24 protein-coding genes are annotated in these 24466 nt (G+C 44.3%); 13 read left to right on the top strand and 11 right to left on the bottom strand.

The window, feature by feature from the left end; all coding sequences use genetic code 11:
* Positions 1-51: 51 nt before the first annotated feature.
* From NQ564_RS08800 to NQ564_RS08835, 8 genes are read right to left on the bottom strand one after another with little or no spacing between them, the layout of a single operon-like run.
* The gene (locus NQ564_RS08800; RefSeq protein WP_008150252.1) at positions 52-1035 is read right to left on the bottom strand and encodes a caspase family protein; all 984 of its coding nucleotides are present in this window, start codon (positions 1033-1035) and stop codon (positions 52-54) included.
* Positions 1032-2396: a hypothetical protein gene (locus tag NQ564_RS08805; protein ID WP_129650031.1), complete on the bottom strand. Its 1365-nt coding sequence runs from the start codon at positions 2394-2396 to the stop codon at positions 1032-1034. Before NQ564_RS08805 ends, NQ564_RS08800 begins: the two co-directional genes overlap by 4 nt.
* Before the next feature lie 8 nt (positions 2397-2404).
* Entirely contained in the window at positions 2405-3376 is a 972-nt protein-coding gene (locus NQ564_RS08810) for a DUF4384 domain-containing protein (protein ID WP_039848227.1), read from the bottom strand.
* The gene (locus NQ564_RS08815) at positions 3366-3797 is read right to left on the bottom strand and encodes an anti-sigma factor (RefSeq protein WP_008150260.1); all 432 of its coding nucleotides are present in this window, start codon (positions 3795-3797) and stop codon (positions 3366-3368) included. The genes NQ564_RS08810 and NQ564_RS08815 overlap by 11 nt, the downstream gene beginning before the upstream one ends.
* Before the next feature lie 4 nt (positions 3798-3801).
* On the bottom strand, positions 3802-4965 hold the full coding sequence (locus NQ564_RS08820; protein WP_129650033.1) for an RNA polymerase sigma factor: 1164 nt from the start codon (positions 4963-4965) through the stop codon (positions 3802-3804).
* Between the two features lie 11 nt (positions 4966-4976).
* On the bottom strand, positions 4977-5819 hold the full coding sequence (locus NQ564_RS08825) for a hypothetical protein (RefSeq protein ID WP_021863226.1): 843 nt from the start codon (positions 5817-5819) through the stop codon (positions 4977-4979).
* Positions 5820-5821: 2 nt separating this feature from the next.
* Positions 5822-7162: a hypothetical protein gene (locus NQ564_RS08830; protein ID WP_008150267.1), complete on the bottom strand. Its 1341-nt coding sequence runs from the start codon at positions 7160-7162 to the stop codon at positions 5822-5824.
* Positions 7134-8483 carry a Kelch repeat-containing protein gene (locus NQ564_RS08835; protein ID WP_008150269.1) on the bottom strand — a complete coding sequence of 450 codons (1350 nt, stop codon included), beginning with the start codon at positions 8481-8483 and terminating at the stop codon, positions 7134-7136. Before NQ564_RS08835 ends, NQ564_RS08830 begins: the two co-directional genes overlap by 29 nt.
* A 172-nt stretch (positions 8484-8655) precedes the next feature.
* On the opposite strand from NQ564_RS08835, the gene NQ564_RS08840 reads away from it, so the two are divergent.
* Positions 8656-9573 carry a lipocalin-like domain-containing protein gene (locus NQ564_RS08840; protein ID WP_129650037.1) on the top strand — a complete coding sequence of 306 codons (918 nt, stop codon included), beginning with the start codon at positions 8656-8658 and terminating at the stop codon, positions 9571-9573.
* Positions 9574-9700: 127 nt separating this feature from the next.
* Here NQ564_RS08840 and NQ564_RS08845 read toward each other — a convergent pair whose 3' ends face one another.
* Positions 9701-11791 carry a BT4734/BF3469 family protein gene (locus NQ564_RS08845; RefSeq protein WP_165352363.1) on the bottom strand — a complete coding sequence of 697 codons (2091 nt, stop codon included), beginning with the start codon at positions 11789-11791 and terminating at the stop codon, positions 9701-9703.
* Positions 11791-12177 (bottom strand): HU family DNA-binding protein, encoded by a 387-nt coding sequence (locus NQ564_RS08850; RefSeq protein WP_008150283.1) that lies wholly within the window; start codon positions 12175-12177, stop codon positions 11791-11793. The genes NQ564_RS08845 and NQ564_RS08850 overlap by 1 nt, the downstream gene beginning before the upstream one ends.
* Positions 12178-12644: 467 nt before the next feature.
* Between NQ564_RS08850 and NQ564_RS08855 the strand changes: the two genes are divergently transcribed.
* From NQ564_RS08855 to NQ564_RS08885, 7 genes are all read left to right on the top strand, one after another.
* The gene (locus NQ564_RS08855) at positions 12645-13286 is read left to right on the top strand and encodes a hypothetical protein (RefSeq protein WP_008150285.1); all 642 of its coding nucleotides are present in this window, start codon (positions 12645-12647) and stop codon (positions 13284-13286) included.
* A complete protein-coding gene (locus NQ564_RS08860; RefSeq protein WP_008150286.1) occupies positions 13283-14167 on the top strand; it encodes a DUF5683 domain-containing protein in 885 nt (294 codons plus the stop codon). Before NQ564_RS08855 ends, NQ564_RS08860 begins: the two co-directional genes overlap by 4 nt.
* Before the next feature lie 14 nt (positions 14168-14181).
* A complete protein-coding gene (locus NQ564_RS08865; protein WP_021863219.1) occupies positions 14182-15576 on the top strand; it encodes a carboxypeptidase regulatory-like domain-containing protein in 1395 nt (464 codons plus the stop codon).
* Between the two features lie 82 nt (positions 15577-15658).
* Positions 15659-17095 carry a hypothetical protein gene (locus NQ564_RS08870; protein WP_008150290.1) on the top strand — a complete coding sequence of 479 codons (1437 nt, stop codon included), beginning with the start codon at positions 15659-15661 and terminating at the stop codon, positions 17093-17095.
* Positions 17096-17107: 12 nt separating this feature from the next.
* Positions 17108-17365 (top strand): hypothetical protein, encoded by a 258-nt coding sequence (locus NQ564_RS08875; RefSeq protein WP_008150292.1) that lies wholly within the window; start codon positions 17108-17110, stop codon positions 17363-17365.
* A 56-nt stretch (positions 17366-17421) separates the two neighbouring features.
* Positions 17422-17883: a DUF805 domain-containing protein gene (locus NQ564_RS08880; protein ID WP_021863218.1), complete on the top strand. Its 462-nt coding sequence runs from the start codon at positions 17422-17424 to the stop codon at positions 17881-17883.
* A gap of 111 nt (positions 17884-17994) precedes the next feature.
* Complete coding sequence (locus NQ564_RS08885) at positions 17995-19389, top strand: WG repeat-containing protein (RefSeq protein WP_008150297.1); 1395 nt, start codon at positions 17995-17997, stop codon at positions 19387-19389.
* Positions 19390-19485: 96 nt separating this feature from the next.
* Here the strand turns inward: NQ564_RS08885 and tsaB are convergent, their stop codons facing one another.
* Complete coding sequence (gene tsaB, locus NQ564_RS08890) at positions 19486-20205, bottom strand: tRNA (adenosine(37)-N6)-threonylcarbamoyltransferase complex dimerization subunit type 1 TsaB (RefSeq protein ID WP_039848231.1); 720 nt, start codon at positions 20203-20205, stop codon at positions 19486-19488.
* Positions 20206-20425: 220 nt separating this feature from the next.
* Here tsaB and NQ564_RS08895 point away from each other — a divergent pair, with 220 nt between their 5' ends.
* The 5 genes from NQ564_RS08895 (at position 20426) to lysS (ending at position 24464) form a co-directional block, all read left to right on the top strand.
* Entirely contained in the window at positions 20426-21298 is an 873-nt protein-coding gene (locus tag NQ564_RS08895) for a YicC/YloC family endoribonuclease (protein ID WP_008150304.1), read from the top strand.
* Positions 21299-21307: 9 nt separating this feature from the next.
* Complete coding sequence (gmk, locus tag NQ564_RS08900) at positions 21308-21877, top strand: guanylate kinase (protein ID WP_008150306.1); 570 nt, start codon at positions 21308-21310, stop codon at positions 21875-21877.
* Entirely contained in the window at positions 21874-22047 is a 174-nt protein-coding gene (locus NQ564_RS08905; protein ID WP_008150308.1) for a hypothetical protein, read from the top strand. Before gmk ends, NQ564_RS08905 begins: the two co-directional genes overlap by 4 nt.
* Positions 22032-22643, top strand: a complete 612-nt coding sequence (gene nadD / locus NQ564_RS08910; protein WP_008150310.1) for a nicotinate (nicotinamide) nucleotide adenylyltransferase — start codon at positions 22032-22034, stop codon at positions 22641-22643. The genes NQ564_RS08905 and nadD overlap by 16 nt, the downstream gene beginning before the upstream one ends.
* Before the next feature lie 90 nt (positions 22644-22733).
* The gene (gene lysS, locus NQ564_RS08915) at positions 22734-24464 is read left to right on the top strand and encodes a lysine--tRNA ligase (RefSeq protein ID WP_129650041.1); all 1731 of its coding nucleotides are present in this window, start codon (positions 22734-22736) and stop codon (positions 24462-24464) included.
* The last annotated feature ends 2 nt before the right edge of the window (positions 24465-24466 follow it).

The raw sequence follows: 24466 nt of genomic DNA on the forward strand, positions 1-24466 counted from the left end.
GCGAAGCTAAAAAAGTCTTTACTAATTTCTATTGATGTAAAATAAGAAACACTAATAAAGGATAAAAGAATCGTCTCCATAGAAACAAGGAATCTGCTCCTGATAGATTTTCTTTGAATTTTCAGAGACGTTCGAATAAATATACCGATATAATTCACCAGCTGTCACATGCCCATCCCCATTCAGATCAGCTTTTCCCCGTAACCCCATTGCCAGAAAATAAGTAAATAATCCAGTACGTGCCTCATCCAATACTAATGCCGCCTGCCCCACAGATGAAGACGTGAATACTCTGAAAGAAGAATTCAGAAGCCACGGCTGATAAAGCAAAGGTTGCACCTTTACCCCTTTAGTCTGCATCAAATTTAAAGGTGTTCCCGATTGGGAAAACTTACCTAACCCACTGAAACAGGCATCTATAAATACTGTCGTACTCTTTGCCTGCAATTTATCCAACTGCTCGAATAATGTATTCAGACTATATCCCTGCTTCTCTATCAACCGCATCTTACTGTCTACCGGAAGCATATAAACATCTCCTCCATCAGCGGCCGGTATCCCATGACCGGAATAATAAACATACAAATCCGTCTTTCCTTTTTCGATTATCCGGGCTAATTCTCCCTCTTCCGCATTAAATAAATTCTCAAAAAAGAAACCGGACACATCTTTATTTTTATGCACAATCACTCTCTCCAAGCCTAATAATGCTTTGAAATAGCGGGAAACCAATTCAGCATCCCTGGCTGCATAAGGTGCCACCGGAATAAAATCATATTGTTCAACTCCTATTATAACAGCAACAGAATTAGGACGTATCGGAACATCGTCCGGTAGAGAGTCCAGATCGGCAATCTGCAAAGATGACACGTAATGTTCTTTTAACGAACTACCTTCCCCCTCCGGTGTCAGAGGCGATTCAACCATACTGAACTGCACAGATACAGAACGCCCGGATATTCTCTTCTGCCCTATGCCCTGCGGCAGAAACCTAAAGTAAAACAATACAATAAACAATAAAGTAATCTTCTTCATTTTACTCTTTTCTGTTTGGAATATGAAACAATGACAGGCTTTAAGGAAGCACAAGCAGGAATTATTTTACCAGGTACAGCTCCCCGATAAGAGGGATCACAAATCAGATACTCTTTATTCCGGAACTTAAAAACCTCTCTCCCTTCAAAACATTCTACAGCAATAGCCACATGTGTGGGATAATACAAGACCAGCACTTCACTTGTCACATACCGGCATATCAGCCATGACAAAAATACAGATAAATCTTCACAATCCGCATACGGATAAAAAGCCGTTTCTTCCGGGAAATAATAAACCTCCGTTTTATGCACCTCCACATCCGGTTTATGGATAAATACCTGTTGTACAAGATCCAATAACCAGGCAATCTGTTCCGGTCGGGACTTTCCCTTCAAATGTATCTTTACAATCTTATCCATAGAGTTTGTAAAGGTCTTGGACGGTTCAGCTCTGAAATAAACCGACAAATCACATAGCGGGAAAGTTGCATAAAAGTCAAGTAGGTTCCGGTTCAAAGATAAAGAAAAAGGATACTTCCCCGTAAACTTACGGCCAATCTCATTTTCTGGAAAATCCAATGCTTCTGAAATATGTAATGATAAGACCTTCTCCGCTTTCGGAAAATCAGCCATGATCGAATAAAGTTTTTTCAGTTGCTTCGAAGAAATATCCATGACATAATACTTCTCTTCTCCAGCCTTGATAAACGGGAGCTTATAAACTTCCTCCGCAAACGGAAGCAATAATACCAACACATCTTTCTCCACCCTGCCAATCTTCGCCTTATAGCCAGCATTACTTAAGGCATAAAATAAAAACAAAGTCCGCTCGCGAGGTGAAAAAGAAGGATATAACTGCATACTTGCATATTTAAGCAGCTGATAATTTCCCCAATCATTCAGACTGAACTGCCGGGAGTACCCTGTATAAGCCCTGAAGAAAGAAGTAAAATCCACTGTCCCTAACTTGCGCCATCCATCCGCTATATTTTTTTCCGACAGACCAGACAAAGACAGCCCTTCCTCTACCATATAAGGGAAATGCAAAAAACTACCGAAAAAAGAATCATGGGGGTGTACCAAAGTAGTCTCTATCGTTCCTGTAAAAAATAGGCCACCTGCATAGACTGGCGGCTCCGTTCCTTCATAAACTGTAAACTCTTGCCAGGCTTGTTCCAAATAATCTGCAAAATTCCTGTTAATACTGTCTTCGAAGTTATAAAAGTCAGCCTCTATGGAAGAAAGATAATCTTCAAATTCATCTTCCGCACTCACTTGAGCCTCTGCCGGTTCCGCATACTTTACATTTAAAAAACAGACGAACAGCAACCAACTATATATAAAACGGCTTTTTTTCATCGGTTCACCTATTCAGAAAGGAAAGAAAAATATTGTTCACTCCGTAATTCTTCCGGTATACGGCGTAACCATCCCAATACATTACCAACAGTCACTTCTCCGGTAAAAGGTATATCTTTCCGGGTAGCCACCACCAATAATATATTCTGTTCGTAGCGGACCGGATAGTTTCCCTTCTCCACACTATAGGCCACCCATTGATTCCGGGGAAAAAAATACTCCACTCCTTTTTTATAAAGGGATATTTCCTCATATGCTCCAGGATATAACTGCTCAACTCCATCCGCATCAAAGACAAACAGATGGTAATAGCAATCCTGTTCGGCAATCAAAGAAAAACGCAACGACTCACCATTTCGGTACGCTTGATCCAAACCAGTTAAAGAAAAAGAAAATGAACCACCACGGGACGGACTCTGCACTGCTTCCGCCGAAATAACAGCCCAAGCAATCTCACTTGCCCACCTTCGGTCACATCCCATTACGAGCTGGACTTCGATCTCTCCATCCCGGCACTCTCTATACACCTCCAACAAAGGATAAACATTGGAAAGCCGAGTCGTAACCAAATTTTTACTGCTTGCAACCGTCTGCATAACCGTATTTCCATCCGAAGTTTCCAAACGGTTCGTCACAAGCTGTCCGATACGCGTTTCCATCAATCCGGCCAATTGTACTTTTGCCAAACTTTCCGCCTGCACACGGGCAGCATCAAAACTATCGCCTTTGGACTTGGCCGAAACGACGAAATAACGTACCTCTCCGCTCCCGTCTTTCTCCCGCTGGTAACGCCAAGATTCAGCAAGTTGTTCTTCCAAAGGCAGTTTACCGGCAAGAGTATGATATCCTTCTGCCTGCAACTGGCGAACGGCATGTTGCAATTGTTCTTCTTTTGCGGCCTGAACAGACGTATCCTGCCAGCGTGTTCTGCAGGCGAACAAACATAAAACACCCAATAGGCATATCCATTTATTCCACATCTTTATTCTTTTTTTCATTCAACTCCACAGCCGTACTATCAACCTCCATCTTAATGGAATCCCCCGAATGAAGAATAGGAGACTCATTCATCTCCAACTGCAACTCTCCATCCGATGGCGGTGCATACAAAAAATAATAACATCCTCCTGCCAAACCAATCAGCAACCCGGCCACTGCAGCCGCACGAGTAAAGACTGAAAAAGTCAAACGACGTTTTTTAGCGTTTGACTCTTCCGCATCAGATGCGGAAACAACCTCTTCTTCCCCTTCATGTACCAAAAGACGCATACGCTCCAGATTCATCCGGCAAGTCTCGCAGTGAAACAAATGGAATTGAAAAACTTCCACCTCTTCTGGAGTTAATCTGTTCAAGAAATAATCCCGTAACTGCCGATCTTTATGTTCACTACATCTATCCATTTTCTTACTTTCCTTTCAATAGTTCTACAAAACGCAGCTTTAACAGACGTCGGGTACGGACAACATCCTGTCTCAGCTTACCGACCAAACGGCTCCGCCCCTCAACAGAAACTCTCGTATCCTTCATTGCGGCAATTTCTTCATAAGACAAGCCTTCCACATAATGTAAAAATATCAGTTCGGTCTTTTCTTCGATCCCCCGAGTCAATTCCGAGTACCAAGGTTCCAATTTATCCCAAAGGACAACAGTCAGGCCACGTCTTACCTCTTCTTCATCTTCACAATCAATATCATGCAAATTCCCTTTCTGCAAACCAATATCATCTTTTGCCTCTTCTTCATACAAAAAAGCCTCTGAATGCATTTCTCCGGTAACAGTTAGCATGATATCCGGAAAATTATGTTTTCGAATGGCTTCTCTACATTTATTCAAGCACATCCGGGCTATATAATTGCGAAAATGCAAAGGCGTTTCAAAGGCCGGAGTATTTTTCTCCACAACCTTACCGTGCAACAACAAAGAAGTATCCGCCCACACCTCCTGCAAAACATCCTTCCTATATTGTATTGAAACTGATTGTCCGGATGTGACAGTATGAGCTATCTTTTTTATAGTCAGGTATAAATCATTCCAAAACTCAGAATCATCCCTTTCCAAACGTATCATCAGATTTTCCATGCCAACAGGGAAAAACCTTCGGCAATAATCCCAACAGATCTCTTCTAATAGTACCGGTGTGTCGACCGTTAGCAAAACCCGCCTCTCCTTCTGAAACAACTCCTCGTCCAACATTGCAGATAACTTAAACGCAAGTGTTTTCCCCGGAACAGCCAATTCCCTATCTATCGTCGGCTCTTTACATCGTTCACGTAACGTCGCAATTATTCTCTTCTTCAAACTGAGCAGAAAACATCGGAAAGAGGCTGAATCTCCGGCTTCCCGAATAAAACCGGCATAATCCAGTTGTCGATAAAACAGCAACAACACCTCTTTGCGCCACACACGGAAACGGGCAAAGTCATCTAAAACAGAAAGATCGGCCGTCTCAAACACTGGCAACAACATGCTTACCCCTTCCTCTACAGAAGACAACAAGCCCAAATCAACTAATCGATATGCTTCGCATTCCTTCCGGACCAATTCCGTCACAGCACTTTGTATCGTCATCACCACCTTCATCAAAAAAACAATCCGATTGCACCATTCACCTCAAAAAACGAAAAACCGACCGTATTTACCCCTAAAGATACAGCCAGTTTTTTATATCTGAAAATTCCCCCTAGCTCTGCCTCTACACCATCCGCACTATTAGACGTATTAATAGCCCATAAATCTCCGGTCCGCTGTTCGCTCAGATAATCGAAAGTTTCAGCATGCCACATCAAACGGCGATATCCGTATCCGGCTCCGGCATACAGATACAGGCAACCGGCAGGCCGGAACAAGACTCCCCCCGTAATCCCGAGGCGGCTCCGTTTGGAAGCTTTATCCACTATATAAAAATCATTTTCCCCTTCATAACTGAAAATACCCGAATTATCGCAGGTATAAGGTGCATTATCAAATGAAAAATTCGTTTTTCCCCTCACATAACCTCCCCATCGTGCCACCCGTCCATACATCAGCCCGAAACAAGAAGAACCGGAAACATTATACATCAATATATTTTCCGCTTTCTGCTTCTCCTTTACCACCTCTCCGCGCAATTCGAAAACTATTTGTCCTTCCAACCTCCCTATTTCATCCATCACTTGCCAGACAACCGACTTCTCCCCGTTGCCGGCCACTTTCCCTATCTCACCCTGTACCTGCACCAAAGGACCGATAAAACTTTCACCTCCATTGGTACTGACAAACAAATTCAGTGCAGCAAACGAATCAAATGGCAGACGGCTCAGCGTATAATGTATCCGTATTGCCCGTCCAAAAGGTTCGAAACGGACGTTTGAAATACGCTGGGCATACAATTGCAATCCTATCAAAAAGAATAATATCCATATAAACGTCACTCTTCTCATCATTCTTACTTGTCTTTTTCCGGTGAATACATCCATAAACCGTCCTTAGCACAACCGATATATCCCCCTTGGTCCGTACCAGCCGAAAACGTGAAATAATCAGGTTTCCACATTGTAATACCTGCACGAGGCTCCCAAACATCCCGGTCCGGGAGATATTCCCACAGATCACGTGTATAGTCCAACCAATCACCACGCATATTCTCATATCCGAAACCAGCATACAAACGCCCGCTAATAACAAACCCATGCATATCCGACCGAGCCGTCCCCGGAAAATCCGCACGCCTGAACCAGGTATCAGTATCCGGCACATATTCCCACAAGCAGTTGGAATGAACAGGATTCTTGCCATAGACAAAACTCCCGCCTATGACGAATATACGGTCTTCAGCCACAAGGGTCAACGTATTACTCACTTTTTCTCCGGGAAAATCAGCTTTTTTGGTCCATTTCCCTGAAACCGGATCAAACATCCGGATCATCATCGGATACTCCTCCCACATTGCGCCCGTTGAAATCAGATACCCTTTATCCTTATACACAAAAGAAGCCATCAAAGCCGAATAACAGCCCGGCGAATCCGACATCGGTCTCCAAGAACGATCCGATAAGTCATATTCCCAGAAATCATTCTGTAGGTTGACAAGACTATCACCATTCGTTGTATGTCCCAGCCCCATATATATTTTATCATTCATCACATATATTACCGGATCACATCGTTTACCACCTGGAAAATCGGTCAACTTTTCCCATATACACGAGGCTGGCGTAAATTTCAATATAGCCGTACCACCGACATTCATCAGCCCATCCATTTCGCATTCCTGAAAATAAATATCCTTTCCAATGGTGAAAGCCCGATTATAGAAAGCCTTTCGATCCGGAAAATCAGCAATTTTCTTCCAAGCGATATCCGTGTCCGATGTAGAAGTCCGGAATTTAAATACATCCGAATAGCCTTTTTCATTCCGAGTTTCGGCATATACTCGACAATAATACAAGGTAGCTGGAAGCAAATTGGTTATTTTGACATCGATAGTCCCATCTTTATACAAGGGTAACAAATCGACTTTAAGTTGCAAGGTGTCCGGCCGGTCCGAATCTTTCCCGTAACATAAATAAAGGCGACGGGGGATCCGGCTGCTCGTAGGTGACAAAACAATGCTCAGCGTTGCCTCCCGCAAAAAAACCCGACTTGCCGATTTGATCGTGGCAATCGGCAAAGGATCATTTTCCAACGACTCATAATCCGGAATTTCGGGATCCATCGTGGAACAGGCACAAAACCATATACAAGCAAAAAAAAGAATATTATTCCGCATACTTCCAAACTCCATCATAAATGCTCCCGATATACACATGTCCTCTCAATGCAAATGAAATTGAAGGCCGAATATTAAACCAATCAGTCAGGACACTCCTCCGGCCCCATCGATCCGTATCAGGATCATAGCACCACCAGTCAACAGCACGTATCAGATATGTTTCCGTCACTGGTTGAACGCCAAACCCGGCATAACCTTTCCCATCCAGGGCTACAGCAACCATCCGCTCGCGTCCACCTCCCTTAAAATCCACACGCCTGTGCCAAGTATCCGTATTTGCTTCATATTCCCACATGCACGAAGTATATTCCACCTTGTTATCATCCACATTTCCACCTTCTTCCATCCGGTTCGTTATTCCAGTAAAGACAAAAGGCCTACCACCGATCACAAAAGAGGAAGCACGTTGCAACTTATCACCGGGGAAATTCCTTTTCCGGCTCCAAGCATCCGATCGCGTATCATACTCCCATACTTGCATCGGAGTTGAATTCCAGTAATCCGTCGAAGTCACTACATAAACCTTCTCTTCTATCCCGAATGCAGCCATCATTCCCGTTGTACGGGCTGGAATATCAGCCTTGCGTTCCCATTCATTCGTTTCAGGGTCATAGCACCACCAATCCTGCTGGGAATAATACCGATGGGAACCATCTTCGGTTATCACCTCTATATCTCCCAACCCGGCATATCCTTTTCCTCCCGCAACAACCGCAACCGGTCCGACCCGGCAGCCGAAAGGTAGAACAGACCGTTTCACCCATTCATCCGTTTCCGGCAAATACTCGATTAGTTTGTTCCCTCCTTCCACAGGATAAAGTGACGAAAGGGCGAAATAACGATCGGCAAAGTTAAAGCCGCACGCGTACTGTTCCTCTATCCAAGGAATACTTGCCACTTTCTCCCACGAAGAATCATCACTTGGAGCTTTGGTCGAAAAGACCACGCTATTCGTATAACTACCACTATCTGAATTAGCCAGATAGAGACGGCAATAGTAATTAGTTGCAGGTTCAAGATCAGGAAGAGAAAGCAATAATTCTTCATGATCCGGCTTATATTGCAAATAAATATCTCTTACCCAATCGGTTGTATCCGGCAACGGATTGGTTTCACTATAGCAGGCACGAAGTTGTGTCAGCTTCCGGTTCCCGACACTGGCAATATTAATTTTCAGAACCGCACTATATTGAGAAAGCTCCCACACATTAATATGTGCTTCCGGCTCTCCTCCTTTTTCATAAGAATTATACCCTTCCGGTATATCCGGATCCGCCACAATGCATCCCCAATTTATAATCAAAAACAAGAATACCCTATAATGCAGTATTTTCATATTCCGCTTTTTACGGTTTATCGAGGAGCAAAAGTAGTGCAAATAAACAAGGTTTACAAAAAATGCTTTCATTTTCAAGCTATCCAAGCCACTATTTCTTAATCTATATTATTTTTTCATCCAATACCACCCCCTTAATTTGTATTCCAAAATTACAAAAACAACTAATAATATGAAAAATACTATCAAAAAAGAAAGCAGGACACTCCTTCTGTCTTGCACCGTATTAGCAGGCATAATGACCCTTTGGTGCATATATTCGATCATCCAAGGAGCATTGTCATTCATTGCAAACCCGATCAATGGAAACGTATTCGAGTCCGATGAATTGTTTTGGGTATTGTTTATTTTCGGCTTTCCCCTATCTTTCATTCTGTTCAACATGACATCCTATTCCGTTTTCAATATTTCTTCGCGAGGCGTGGAAGAAGACGCTATGAGCGGTTGCCTATACACCATCATCATCAATATTTTCATCATGCCACTGTTCACGACAGCCCTCATTTATTACGCACTTTGGTTGTTGCTGGAAATTGCCCTATTCCTCATCCCTTACATAGGAGCCCTGTTGCTTGCCGGAGGGGTCTATCTGTTTTATTTGGCTTGCAACCGATTGGCGGCTTCAAACAAAATGAAATTATTTTATGCCTGCCTCATCTCAGGAGTCATCCTATACGGCACAGCCGGATATTTCTTGAACGAAATGGCCGCACCATCCCCCTCCTCAAAAGCCCCAAATAGCGAAACACCTAAACAACAAACATTCGAAAAATCCTCCCTTGTTGGGACTTGGAAACTAATCTCCCAAAAGAAAGCGGGAGTCTCCCAGCCGGTCAAAAATTACACATTGACATTCGAAAAAAATGACAACTGCGACAATTGCGGCCTTTTTGAAACATTCAATGGAGTAAAAGATAGGACAACCTACACATTATTAAACAAATCCATCATCATGCGCCTATCACTGACAGACGATACACACGACAACGAATATAGGATTGTACAAATCGACAAAAAAAGGCTGGTACTTACATTCGTTTACCTCCCGGACGAAACCACTGCCGGAGAATTGATTTTCGAAAAGAAATAACCATCATATCATCATACCACTCAGCAACTAACTATATATCAACACAAAACAGCCATGACAGTTCGCAAAACAACTGTCATGGCTACTATCATACCATCATACATAAAATTAGTCAATCGGTTATATATCAACCATCTACCTCTTCCACATAATAACAAGTCCCCCTCATCGTCCGCTTATTCGGCACGCTATTCCGCTTCAAAAGCTTGCCGAAATTAAGGATCATCGTTTTTGTAATGTTAAAACCAGGTTGTTTCTCCGCGATCATATCCAGTATTTCGGACGCCAGAAGCGGCTTTACCTCTTCAATATCCTCCGCGATCTTGAAATAACGCAAGAACAGTTGCTCTTCAGCTGGCTGCTGCTGGAAATCCCTGTTGTTTTCAGTGATCAGTGCCTCTTCCTCCGGAGTAAACCAAAAACGTTCACCACGCCTCAACAATTCTTTCGCTTCCGCATACAACTGATCATAATCGATCGGCTGGGCATAATCGATCCGGTCCTTCACCTCCACACAAATGAAACGGCGGCTACCGGTCGGATCCGTCAGCAAATCATAATTGTTGCTGGTCGCGATAAACGTGGCATAGCGACGCAAGTTACGGCTCGCGCTCTGATAAGGCAAACGGGTGTTCACAACCGCCTTTTGCAGGATATGCTTCAAAAAACCTTGATGAGAACTTTTCACTGAATCAAATTCATCAATATTAACCAACGCATACCGATGCAAAGCCAACTCCGCCCCACGGCGATTGCCGAAATCGATACTGTCCGTATAATAAGGACGCAACACCGGTGGCAACAAATTCAAGCAAAACGTGGACTTTCCACACCCTTGGCCACCGACCAACAGAGGTGTCGTACTATTCCCGTGCTCCGAATCCAGTTCCATCCAATGTGCCACCATGCTTAGGAACCAACGGTAAAACAAATCGCCCCATACCGGATTGTCACAAGGGACACGCCCGGCTAATGCCCTGATGCGTTCTTTCCCGTCCCAAGCCGGAAGATTCCCAAGAAAATGGTCGATAGGATGATATACCGGAACACGATCGGAATTGACATACCGGTCGATATCCTTGTCCCATACATTCAACCCTTCCTGCTGGGCTTCCAGGCAAATGGAATTCCGAACTTTCGTCGTATAAGGCTTGTAAACGAACTGTATCATCGAACGGTCCAAATATTCAACTCCTCCGCTCATTTCATTCGTCCGGAAGAAATAACGCCGGTTCATAAACTCGTCCAGCCGCAACACCAACGACATGGATGGCGGGATGGAAGAGAACGGCTCTGCCCGGTTTGAAATATTCTCCAACGTATATGCCGTACGGAAAGCCATACGGATATCTATCTTATATTTTTTCAAAGCCTCATAGCGCAATGTCCAGCCCACCGCCTCTTCCTCCGGTATTCCAAGCCGGCAGCAAGCCTGCGCCAAGTCAATGAACAGCAATTGGATATCATCTTCCGGGCTTTCTGAAAACCGACGCGTCATCTCCATCAGAATGACACTGAACAGCGTGGCGATCTGCCCGTTCCGATCCGCTCCCGGAGCCATCATCTCCAACGGATCCCGAACCGGAGATGGTACGATTTTCAAGTCACCCCCGTCCGGCACCTGCAAAGGTTGCTCGATCCGGATCGCCACCGCATCCGGATTGTAATAGGTGTCCGGATCCACACTCATCCGGCAACCCCGCGACAGAAACGGTTCCTTCAACGATATAATGCTGCCCAACTGCGGCTGGTAATGCCGCACCGCCAGCTGATAAGCCGCAGCATGAAACATACGGGCCTGCTCCTCTTTTTTCGGCAACGAGCCGTCGGGCAGCACAAAAGGAACCACGATCTTGACCGAACGTCCGCTCAGCCCGACGAACGCCAGCAAGGTCTGCGGCAGGGCGGCAGCTTCACGACGGACGGCCTCCGCCTCACTCTGGCTTCCCAAGCCATTCACTTCCAACAAAACATATCCGTTATAGCGCCTCAACCGTATTCCATCGCCACTCTTCTTGAACGTCGAACCAAAAGCCAGAACCGGTAGTTTTCCGGACAAATCCGTAGTTCGTGCTAAAAACGCCATATTCAATTTTCGACGAACCGACAGTATCCCTTCCGCATCCTTGCCGTTTTTCAGCAACCCGACAATATATTCCATATCACGCGAGTGCATCCGCAACACGCCTTTTTTATGCCTGTAATATGTGATTTGCATTACCAAGGATTTCTTTCGAATTTGACAAATTTCATGCTCTTTCTCACGCAGGGAGCCATCCTGAAACAGACACGACGCGCCTTCACCCGATGGGGAGTACATTTTTTCGGATCTTCGAAGCCTTCGCTCCCTGCCGAAAGATAAAAATCACCCAACCCGTCCAACTCCACAGAATGGCCGTCTTTCAACAATTCAAGAATCATCCCTCCGATCTCGCAAACCGAAGCGAACACATCACCTCGGCTCAACGAGCAACGATCGGCAACCAAATCAGCCAGCTTTTTCGTTGAAACCCGCCCGCGCGTAACCGGAACACCATAATAGCGTACTTTATCTTCCGCTCCCGTCTTGTCCAGTTTTTGCCGGACTACATAAAAATGTGCCATAAGATATTATATTTAACATTAAACAATGCATAGAACTACGTCAGAACCCCTATTTTAACACTTTTCAGACCCGGATATTACCGGTTTCCACACCCGGGTCTTTCAGATGTTTAAACCCGGGTCTCGGAGTATTTTCTTCACTACAAATATACAAATAATATATTGTAAAACAAAACATTATAGCACATTTATTTCCTATAAGTCCTATGTTTTAGAGCACTCTAAAACCTCATTTAAGCCATTATGATTATGATAGTATGATAGTTGATCATGATAGTATAAACCACCAACCATCATCATATATACACTTGATTAACTAATACTTATAAACAAATATGATAGTATATATTGAATAAACAATTATGTATTTATATCACTCACTTCTTAATTTAAGATAAATTCTATCAGACAAAAAGCAAATACATTTGCAACCAATAGAAAGCACAACATAAAAAAAACAAACAAACATGAAACAGAAAAAGTTCTATTCCACCCAATTACTCCTACTCGCAGCTATCGCCCTGTTCTTTTCATGTGGCAGTAAAAAACAGGCCTCACACTACAGTGTGCAAGATGAAATCAGTGAAAAACTCGCTGAATACAAAACTGCCGGTTGGCAGATACAGGGTTCCTCGCGAACACTTCGCGGCGTACTCTCTTCCGTGATCGACCGCCTGAACGAAAACCCGGACCTTGTCGAAGTGACCGGTACGGCAAACAACTTCGCTGTCGTCAGCATCGGGAAGGAAGCGGCAGCAGCCAACGCCAGCAACCGCTATGCGGCAACCGCGACCCGGCTGGTCAAAGGGGCGATCGACAGCGATGCCCAATTGTCACAAGCCTTGGGCACGGAAAGGGACAACCTCTACGCAGCCTACTCCAGTACCGTCGAACGACTGATACGGGGAGACCTCAAAGAGGCTTATACATTGGTGCGCAACCGCCAAGACGGCAAGTTGGATTGCGAAATACATTACCTGATCGATGAGGTAAAAGCACAGGCCAGCCGGGAAGCAGCCATGAAAAAAGCCTTGGACAATGTTGACCTTGACCAAAAATATGCCGACAAGATCCGGGAACACGTAAACAAAAGGCCAGACATAGAATGAACATACATTATATAATAACAACGCTCTTCGTTCTGTCCCTTCTGAATATATCCGGTCCGGCCCACGGGCAGGATATATTGGAACGTTCGGAGCCATCCAAACCCGATTGGCTTGCCGACAAAACCCCTGCCCCCGGAAACCGGACATTCGTTTACCGGATCGCTGAAGCCGGAGGCAGCACGTTGGCTAAAGCCCGCTACGATTGCATCCTCGACCTGGCCGAAAAGATCAAACAGGACAGGGAGATCGGCGGGACGATCCGGTCAGGCGGAAGTTTGGAACAGGCTTCCGGGAAAGAGAGCTCCTATATCGAGTTTGAATATGAGAGCAAAGGGGCAACGCAACGTGTCATCTACAAGAAAATAGACGAATATTGGGAATACGTCTCTTACAATGGACGGGCAAGGGAATACCGTTGCTTCACGCTCTACGCCGTAGCCGTCCACCCGGGCGAGACGGCTATCTTCGATGAAGTCACCTTCTCACGCAAATACGGAGCACGAGGATTGGTGCGCTCCATCATCCCCGGATGCGGACAAATCTACAAAGGGAGCGTAGTGAAAGGAGTCTGCATATTAGGTGGCGAAGCGGCTTTGGCCGGAGGGGCGGTCGCATTCGAGAATATGCGGAAAAACTATTCGAAGAAGATGCACCGGACACAAAACGCCGACCACATACGCAGCTATGCCGACAAAGCCGACAATTGCCGGACATTCCGGGATGTCTGCATCGGAAGCGCGGCTGCCCTATACCTATATAACTTGATCGATGCTTTGGTGGCCAATGGGAAAAAACGGACCATTGTCAAGAAAAGCCATCTGTCTTTCACCCCCGTTGCTTCGCCCGATTGCAACGGAGTCCGTTTGTGTTATCAATTTTAAAACAAAAAAACGATATGAATCCTATCTTTAAATTTTCTTGTTCATGGCTGTTTGCCTTGTTTTTAGCTTTAGGTTTGACAGCCACTTCTTGTACGGAAGAGGAGCCGGAATTATACGGCAACGTGCACGGCTATGTATCCGATGAAGCCACCGGCGAACCGATCCGGACAGCCAGCGTCACCATCAACCCCGGAGGGAAGAAAACGGTGACCGGAAGTGACGGCCGCTTTGAATACACAACACTCGAAGCAGGACAATACACCCTACAAATCGCCAAAGACGGCTACCAGACGAATGTAGGCAACGTAACAGTCGTGCCGGGACAAACCGCCCAATGCGACATCCTGCTCCGCCCCGGTGACGGCTACCTGAAAGTGAACAAATCGGAAATCAATTTGGGGACAAGCAACAATATGGCTGCTTTCGAAATCAGCAACAGCGGGAAAATCGAACTGCAATGGACCATCAAAAAAGATTGCGACTGGATTTCTGAAATCACCCCATCCGCCGGTAACACGGCTCCCGGCAAAAGAAGTTCCGTAACCGTCAAAATAGACCGTAGCAAACTCGAAAAGGGGAAGAACTACAGCTACTCCATCATCATCACTTCCAACGCCGGTGCAGCCGATGTCACGATATTGGCAAGCGGAGGTGGCAATGGTGAAGACTCGGATGATCCCGATAATCCGGACAATCCAGATCAACCCGGAAGTGGAGAAAATGTTGTTGCCGGACTGATGGCCTACTACACGTTCGATAACGAAAATGCCGACGATGCGACAGACAACCAAATGAATGGTGTTCTGATGAACAACCCGACATTCGTAGATAATACGCCGAATGGAAAAGGGAAAGCTTTGTTCATCAACGGCACCAAGGAACAGTTCGTCAACATCCCTCACAACCCGTTCAAGGCAAAAACATCTTATAGCGTCTCCCTGTGGCTGAAAGATTTCGGCGCAGGTGTCATATTCAACGCTGTTTGCCCAAGCAACAAGACTTACAACGTACCCGGCTTATTAGCCGACTCAAACGGTAAATTCGAATTTACGACCGGATATTATGACTTTTATAACAGTTATCTATTCTCCTATTCCTTCAAACCGCTCCAAGACAGCCAATGGCACATGGTCACTCTGATTTGTACCCCGAACGAGGATACTTACACAAGCAGCGATTGCATAAAAAAATTATACATTGACGGGAAGCTGATCGATACGACCGATGGAAATTTCGATGAAGGAAGCAACAATGGGAAAGCGACCAAGATCCAGATCGGAGGAGATGGTGAAGGGGCTTATAAAAATCTGACTTTCGGCAGCATGAAAATAGACAACATCCGTTTCTACGACCGTGCTTTGAGCAATCAGGAAATCAAAGCCATCTACGATTACGAGAAAGCTCAATAATCCACAATCTTACCGGAGGAGGTCGTGTCTGAATAAGACAGGCACACCTCCTCCCTTTTCCTCACCATAAAACAATCCTGCCATGAGAAGAGATGTTTATATATTATGCCTAATCGGGCTGTTCTGCCTGTCCGGACACGCCCAAAGCGACCGGGAGATATTCGAACAAATGCGGAAAGAGATGCGGGCGGAGTTTGCCGAATACCAAAAGCAAAACGAACGGGAATACGCCCGATACCTGCGCCAGACTTGGCAGGAATACAGATTAGAAAAGGGGATCGAGCCATTCGAACGCCCAAAACCGGACAATCTCCCCCCCGCCTCTCCACAGAAACGGCCTTCGAAGACAAGCGAATTGATTGTTGCTCCGAAACCGGACGGATTGCAAACACCGCCTCTTCCTCCCATCATCTTCGAAGAGAAGAAAAAAGAGGTCGGAAAATATAACGTACAAATAGCTTTTTACGGATCAACCTTACAATTTACCCACAACATCGAACCTTGCCAGTTAGCACAAGTCCGCGAAAAACAGATTGCCGATTTGTGGGAACAATTTGGCAAACAAAAAAACGGCTCATTGTTTACCGACTTGATTACCGTAAAATTAGAAATGCGGCTGAACGACTGGGCTTTTTTCTGCCTGCTCAAGCAAACAGCCAGACAATTACCCCAGCTGAAAGACGACAACACTCGGACCATTTTCATGCACTACGCCTTACATACATATGGCTACGACATCAAAATGGGGATTATAGACAAAGAAGTAGCCCTATTAGTTCCCATCCAAGAAAAAGTATATGCTTACAGCTACCTGCCGGAAAACGGAAAGAAATATTACTTGTTCACCGCCGGGGAAAAGCCATCCGCCACCCCGGTGCGGACATTGCCATCCCTCTCCCGAAACAAACAACGCCCGTTCAGCCTCGCCATCACGGAGCCGATGCTCTTGGCCGAAGACTACCGCGACACAAACAGGACATACCGGGATTGCAGCCTGAACAGTCCGGTCAACCAAAATAGGATCTCCTTTTTCAACGATATGCCCCACACGGACTTGGCGGTCTATGCCGATATGCCGGTCGATGTCGCTTTCGCCGAAAATACCTGCCAAGGATTGGGAAGCCGGATAGCCCCGTTGAGCAGGGAGGATGCCCTGAATTTTTTACTGCATTTCACCCAATCGGCTTTCCGTTACCAGACAGACGGCCAGCAATTCGGCCGCGAACGATCGCTCTTCCCCGAAGAGACTTTCTACTACCCCTATTCCGATTGCGAAGACCGAGCGATCTTCTTCTCCTGGCTAGTCCGCCGCCTGCTGAAACAAGAGATCGTCCTGCTGCATTACAGCGACCATGTGGCTACAGGAGTCCGGATAGAAAAGGAAATCCCGGGCAGCTATATCCGCACTGGTGACAAACGCTACCTGATATGCGACCCGACCTACATAGGTGCCGATATAGGCCAATGTATGCCGGGATATGAGAAGGAAAAACCACGGATTATCAAATTGAATCAATAAAACAAAAATATCATGGAAATTATCTTGAAAATCATCGGCCTTTTTGTCGCCTTCGTATTGGTTGTAATCGCCTTTAAGATAGCTTTATTTTTAATTGGGGCTTCCTTGATTCCGGGGCTTATAGTGGGAGGGTTATCGTATTGGATATTCGATGCATTTTGGCCTGGTTTCATGATAGGTGGCAGCATCGGTGTTGTTTTCGGAATTATAGGGCAATTCAGCAACCAAACAACTATTTTACAAAATAGCACAACAAAAGCCTTATGCTAAAACATAGGGAAAAGTTCTATAAATTTTTATTTTCTCATTTTTTAAATTATTATTTTATGTTTAAAGCACCTTTTTCTTTTGAAGGACGTATTCGCAGAATCGAATACCTTTTATCCGCTATCATTGGCGGTGTCGTAACCGGTATTGCCTTTTGGCTTGGAGTAGGAACCGCCGTATTCGGAGCTGCCAGCAATTCCGGAGGCGGTTTCGGCATTGGAGTTTTAATCGGCATCGCTGCATTGGCCGGTGGTATTTGGTTCACTATTGCACAAGATGTAAAACGTCTGCATGATGTAGACAAGTCCGGTTGGTTCTTACTATTAGCATTGATACCAATCGTTAACTTCATCTTAGGCCTGTATATGCTATTTGCCGATGGCACGGTAGGCCCAAATCGCTATGGAGCAGATCCTAAAAACCGTATGCCCTACCAGGCACAACCGACATCCGTCAATGTCACTGTCAATATGAATGGTGAAAAACAGGAAACGATCCAAACTCAAACTGATAAGTTCTGACCACAGATTATCTTCGAGTTGAGGAAAATCAGTTCCTAAACAAATCTAATAAATAGGGTATGGCTCTTTGGTTATACCTAATTTATCACACAACATTTTAATTCAAAAACAATGAACAAAATTGGCAATATTATTTGCATTTCCATGTGTGGTTTCTTGTTTACTACAACTACCCACGCTCAGTCATTCTTAAAAAAGACATTGAAAGTATTGGAAACGGTAAATGATGTAAATAAAGCCGTAAACAGTGATAAAAAAACGGCTATAGAGACAGAAGAAAAGTCACAAACAGATAATAATAAAACAGTCACAAAAAACAAACTTTACATAGGTAGTGCGTATACAGATAATTCATCTCCAATAAATCCTCAAAAAACGAATAAAACAAAAATTATCTATATAGAAAACAAGACCATATTATGCACCGAATATTTCAAAGACGGTGTTTGTTTGGCTTGTCATCCTCAAAAAGGATGGGGAGTGTTTGATACTACTGGGACTCAGATAATAGACTACAAACTTCATTTTGGGACCATAGTAGGAAACTCACAAATGCCTGAATTTGAAAATGGATACTGTCCTGTTAGAGATCCAAAAGGTTCTTATATCATTAATAAACAAGGTAAAATAGTCTCACAATTTACCAACATCAATAATTTATCTAATTTCCAACAAGGGATAGCTACCGCAACCCAAACAATGCCTGACCCTAAAAATAAACATCTTAACATAAGGAGAGTTGTTTATGTAAATAACAAAGGCGAATTGATTTTTCCTCATTTGTATTTCACTGTTAAATGGGAAAATTCAAAACCAATGCGTCCTTTTAATGACGGCTTATCTGCTTACTATGATTATGACCAAAAATTATGGGGATTTATCGACCATACAGGCAATACTGTCGTAAAAGCTCAATACAAAATGGTGCAAGACTTCCATGATGGGTATGCTGCTGTATTAACTACCAATGACAAATGGGGATTCATTGACACAAATGGGACATTCCAGATACCAGCGATGTATGCACGTGAACCTATGCCCTTTTCTGAAGGTGTAGCTTTAGTTAGCAGGAGAGAAGGCCCCAGTTGCCTCATTGATAAAACAGGAAAAATTGTTTTAGACTTTATTTATAAAATGACACCATTTTACAATAATAAAGCATTTGTCAATTTTAGCCAAGAAAGTCCTTATCGAGAAATTGATCCTAATCACAACTTCATTTTCATTATTGATAGAGAGTTCAAAGTCGTAGGTCTTTCAAAAAAAATGCCACTATTTATTGACAATTATAACGAAGAGCATTGGCCATCCAACAATTTATGGCTTTCGGAAGAAGGAGTTCTAATGGATAATAAAGGAGATGCTATATATGCGTCAAATATCATCCGCCCTTTTTCTAATAATCGGTCCTATGTTTGTTTTGATGATGGGAAAAGTGCCCTCACGGCCGGTTTCATGAATCCGTCTGGTGAAATTGTCTTTCTATTTACACAAAGTGAATTTTGAGGTAAAAAGATCACGATTCCTAACATGATGACCACAGAATTATTATTTAATATTCAATTAAAATCTGTGGTCATCTATTCTATAATTTATAGAAAATCAACGTGCTGCCAGCACCTTATTCCTCGCAACCGTCGCCTGGAACTCTTTCAGGTAGAACGGTTCGAAATAGGCGGTATCTTCAAACTTGCCAGCGGCAAAGGCTTGTTCCGAGAGCGGAATCATGTTTACGGCAAGAGGATAGATATCTTCGATAAAGATGGCGTTCGGAGAAGTGATGACCGGTTTGCATTTGGAGGCACCGTTGCCAAAGAAACAAACTTTCCCTTTTTCCAAGTAAGAAGCATACGTGCCGGCTTCCACAATATCAGCCTTCGTCTCGCGGACAGGCTTTAAAGAAGCATTGTAGATAGCCGCATAAACTTCCATACGCCGGGCATCCAGCATAGCGCAATAAAGAAGGTCCTCAGTAGTAGAGACGATTTGCGAATCGCCCTTACTGCAGGCAGTAGCAGCCATGATGTCCAACGTATGAATGCCGATCAGAGGAATACCGAAACCAAAGCAAAGGCCTTTAGCGACAGACACTCCGATACGGAGTCCGGTATAGGAACCGGGACCGCTACTGACCGCTACGGCATCCAGTTTTTTTCCCTCCTTCTTTTTCAATGCGGAAAGAGCTTCTTCAACAAATACGCCTAATAGGGCTGCATGCGAAGGACCGTCGAACGAGGCCTTCTCAAAAAGGACTTCACCATCCATAGACAACGCTACAGAACATACAGAAGTCGATGTTTCGATATTTAATATACAAGACATTTTAACCAGCAATTGACAACCAGCAATTGACAATTAAATATATGTCAAAAGCCAATCGGTTAATAATGGATGCAAAAATATAAAACATAACTGTAATCTCATGATCAAAACCGATTTTATTAAGGCTGGCACGGAAGGTTTCGGCTTTTTCCAATTAATTGTCAATTGTTAATTGTCAATTATCAATTGATTAGCTATATTTGCACAAATTTTTAGAACAATGATACAATCAATGACTGGATTCGGTAAGGTTACAGCCGAACTCCCTTCTAAAAAAGTAACCGTAGAAATAAAGGCTCTGAACAGCAAGCAACTGGATTTGTCTACCCGCATTCCTTCCATCTATAAAGAAAAAGAAATGCAAATACGCAGTTTGTTACTCCAGTCGCTTGAACGTGGAAAAGTCGAATTTAATATATTCGTCGAATATATAGGTAAAGACACACCCACACAGATCAACTTGGCTGCGGTAGAAAACTACTACAATCAAATTAAAGATATTGCCGACCGCCTGAACATCGGACTTCCCGCTGACTGGTTCCAAACCCTACTCCGCATGCCGGACGTGATCAAGACAGAGACCCAGGAAGTGAACGAAGAGGAATGGAATGTGGTTGAGAAAGCGATCAAAGAGGCCATAAGGCACCTCTGTGATTTCCGTATTCAGGAAGGCGCCATGTTACAAAAGTTGTTCGAACAGAAAATTGCCAATATCGCCCGTCTGCTTTCAGATGTAGAACTCTACGAAAAGGAGAGGATTGAAAAAATCAAAGCCCGTATCATGGACAATCTCGAAAAGATTGCCGGACAGGACTACGATAAAAACCGGTTCGAACAGGAGATGATCTATTATATCGAAAAACTGGACGTAAACGAGGAAAAGAACCGCCTGGACAATCATCTGAAATATTACATCAGCACGATGGAGAGCGGACACGGACAAGGTAAGAAACTCGGTTTCATCGCCCAGGAAATGGGACGCGAAATCAATACCCTCGGTTCGAAAAGCAACCATGCCGAGATGCAAAAGCTTGTCGTTCAGATGAAAGACGAGTTGGAACAGATCAAAGAACAAGTATTAAACGTATTATAAAAACGATATATGGCTGGCAAACTGATCATATTCTCCGCACCGTCCGGTTCGGGCAAATCCACTATCATCAATTTCCTGCTGAAACAGAATCTGAACCTGCATTTTTCCATCTCGGCTACCAGCCGGGCCCCACGTGGTACGGAAAAAGACGGAGTGGAATATTATTTCCTTACACCGGATGAATTCCGCACCCGTATAGTAGCAGGAGATTTCCTGGAATACGAAGAGGTCTATACCGATAAATATTACGGCACACTGAAAAGTGAGGTGGAACGAAGGTTGATGAGTGGCGATAACGTCATATTCGATGTCGATGTCGTAGGAGGTTGCAACATCAAAAAGTTTTATGGTGACCGTGCTCTTTCGGTCTTTATTCAGCCCCCTTCGATCGAAGATCTGCGGAGTCGCCTAAAAGAACGTGGTACGGATGCTCCGGAAGTAATCGAAAGCCGCATTGCCAAAGCCGAATTTGAACTGGGTTTTGCCGACAAATTTGACGTAATAGTGGTGAACGACAAGCTGGAAGTCGCACAAAAAGAAGCACTAAAAGTGATAAAAAGATTTCTTGAAAAAGCATGAACGGCAAGAAGTTATCCAAGAAATGGCTATATACATTCATTGGTATAGCATTTGTCGCTCTTGCCACTTGTACAACCGCCCTATATCATAAGGAGTATATCATAGCGACCGGTACCGGACTGGTATTTGGTGCACAAGTCATAAATATCATCAAGTGGAAACGGGACTGAAAAAAAATACGGCCAGCAGACGTAAAACCGGTATTTATTCTGGTTCATTCAATCCGGTTCACATCGGCCATCTGGCATTAGCCAACTGGCTGTGTGAATTTACGGAGCTGGACGAACTATGGTTTCTGATCACCCCCCACAACCCGCTAAAAGAGAAGGAAGAATTGATGGATGACCAGCTTCGCTATGAACTGGTAAAAAAATCCATCGCAGGTTACCCTAAGTTCCACGCCAGCGACTTCGAGTTTTCCCTTCCGAAGCCCACTTATACCATCCGGACACTCCGGACATTGGAAGCAAGTTATCCGGACCGTGAATTCTATTTCATCATGGGTGCGGACAATTGGAAACATATTACCCGGTGGGTAGAATACGAAGCCATCATTTCCAATTATCCGATCTTCATCTATCCGCGCAAAGGATTCGATGTTGAAATTCCGGCACAATATCCTCACATAAAAAAGGTAGACGCCCCTTTGATCGAAATATCTTCAACCTTTATACGCAAAGCATTCGAGACTGGAAAAGATGTCCGCTTCTTCCTGCCCGAAGCTATACGTAATCTGCCTTTTCCATTACAAAACAATACCTTTTAAGAACATAAAGCGTAAAGTCACATACGTTTTTAGGCAATAAGTAAGAAAAGTTTTGTATTTTTGCACCGTATTATACAAAATAATAGCGTAATGAATCTATTAGAACTGAGTGAACAGGAAATCATAAGACGTAACAGCATGGAGCAGTTACGCCAGATGGGGATAGAGCCCTATCCCGCAGCTGAGTATGTAACGAACGCATTTTCCAAAGAGATAAAAGAGAATTTTAAAGACGATGCAGAGCCCCGTCCCGTAAGTATTGCCGGTCGTATCATGAGCCGCCGCATTATGGGAAAGGCTTCCTTCATGGAATTGCAGGATTCAGAAGGCAGAATACAGGTTTATATCTCTCGTGACGACATTTGCCTGGAAGAAAATAAAGATCTGTATAACATCGTTTTCAAGAAATTGCTAGATATCGGAGATTTTGTCGGAATCAAAGGTTTCGTGTTCCGTACACAGATGGGTGAAATTTCCGTCCATGCACAAGAGATAACGGTATTATCCAAATCACTCAAGCCGCTACCGGTCGTCAAATACAAAGACGGCGTAGCATATGATGGATTCAACGACCCGGAATTGCGTTATCGCCAACGATATGTGGATCTGGTAGTCAATGATGGTGTAAAGAATATATTCATGAAACGTGCGGCAGTTATCAAGACCATGCGTACCGCCTTAGACGAAGCTGGATATACGGAAGTGGAAACTCCGATCCTGCAATCCATTCCCGGAGGTGCAAGCGCACGTCCATTCATCACACACCATAACTCACTGGATATCGGCCTCTATCTGCGTATCGCAACCGAATTATATCTGAAACGATTGATCGTCGGAGGTTTCGAAGGTGTCTACGAAATCGGCAAGAACTTCCGTAACGAAGGTATGGATCGTACGCATAATCCGGAATTCACTTGTATGGAGCTTTACGTCCAATATAAGGACTACAACTGGATGATGAGTTTCACCGAACAATTATTGGAGCGTATCTGCATCGCCGTCAACGGCACACACGAAAGCGTGGTCGATGGCAAGACGATTAACTTCAAGGCTCCCTACCGTCGCTTGCCGATCTTGGATGCCATTAAGGAAAAGACAGGTTATGACCTAAATGGCAAAAGCGAAGACGAGATACGCGCGATTTGTAAGGAATTGAACCTCGAAATCGACGAAACAATGGGCAAAGGCAAACTGATTGACGAAATCTTCGGTGAATTCTGCGAAGGCACGTTTATCCAGCCAACCTTCATCATCGACTATCCAGTCGAAATGAGCCCGCTTACCAAAATGCACAGAAGTAAACCGGGATTGACCGAACGTTTTGAGTTGATGGTCAATGGTAAAGAATTGGCAAATGCCTATAGCGAGTTGAACGATCCGATCGACCAAGAAGAACGTTTCAAAGAACAATTACGCTTAAGTGAAAAAGGAGACGACGAAGCGATGTTCATCGATCAAGACTTCCTACGCGCTTTGCAATTCGGTATGCCTCCGACATCCGGTATCGGTATCGGCATCGATCGTCTGGTAATGTTGATGACAGGTCAGACAACTATCCAAGAAGTGTTGCTCTTCCCGCAGATGCGTCCGGAAAAGACAGTAAAGAAAGATGCCGCAGACAAATACGTTGCATTGGGTATTGATGAAGCATGGGTTCCCGCTTTGCATAAAGCCGGATATATCACAATCGACACATTGGCCGATGTCAATCCCAACAAACTGAGACAGGAACTCTGCGAAATGAATAAGAAATACAAACTGGAATTGCAAAACCCCACTGCCGAAGAAGTAGAGGCATGGATTTCGGGCGCAGCCAAATAAAA

Source organism: Parabacteroides johnsonii DSM 18315 (genome assembly GCF_025151045.1).
GTDB classification, from domain to species: domain Bacteria; phylum Bacteroidota; class Bacteroidia; order Bacteroidales; family Tannerellaceae; genus Parabacteroides; species Parabacteroides johnsonii.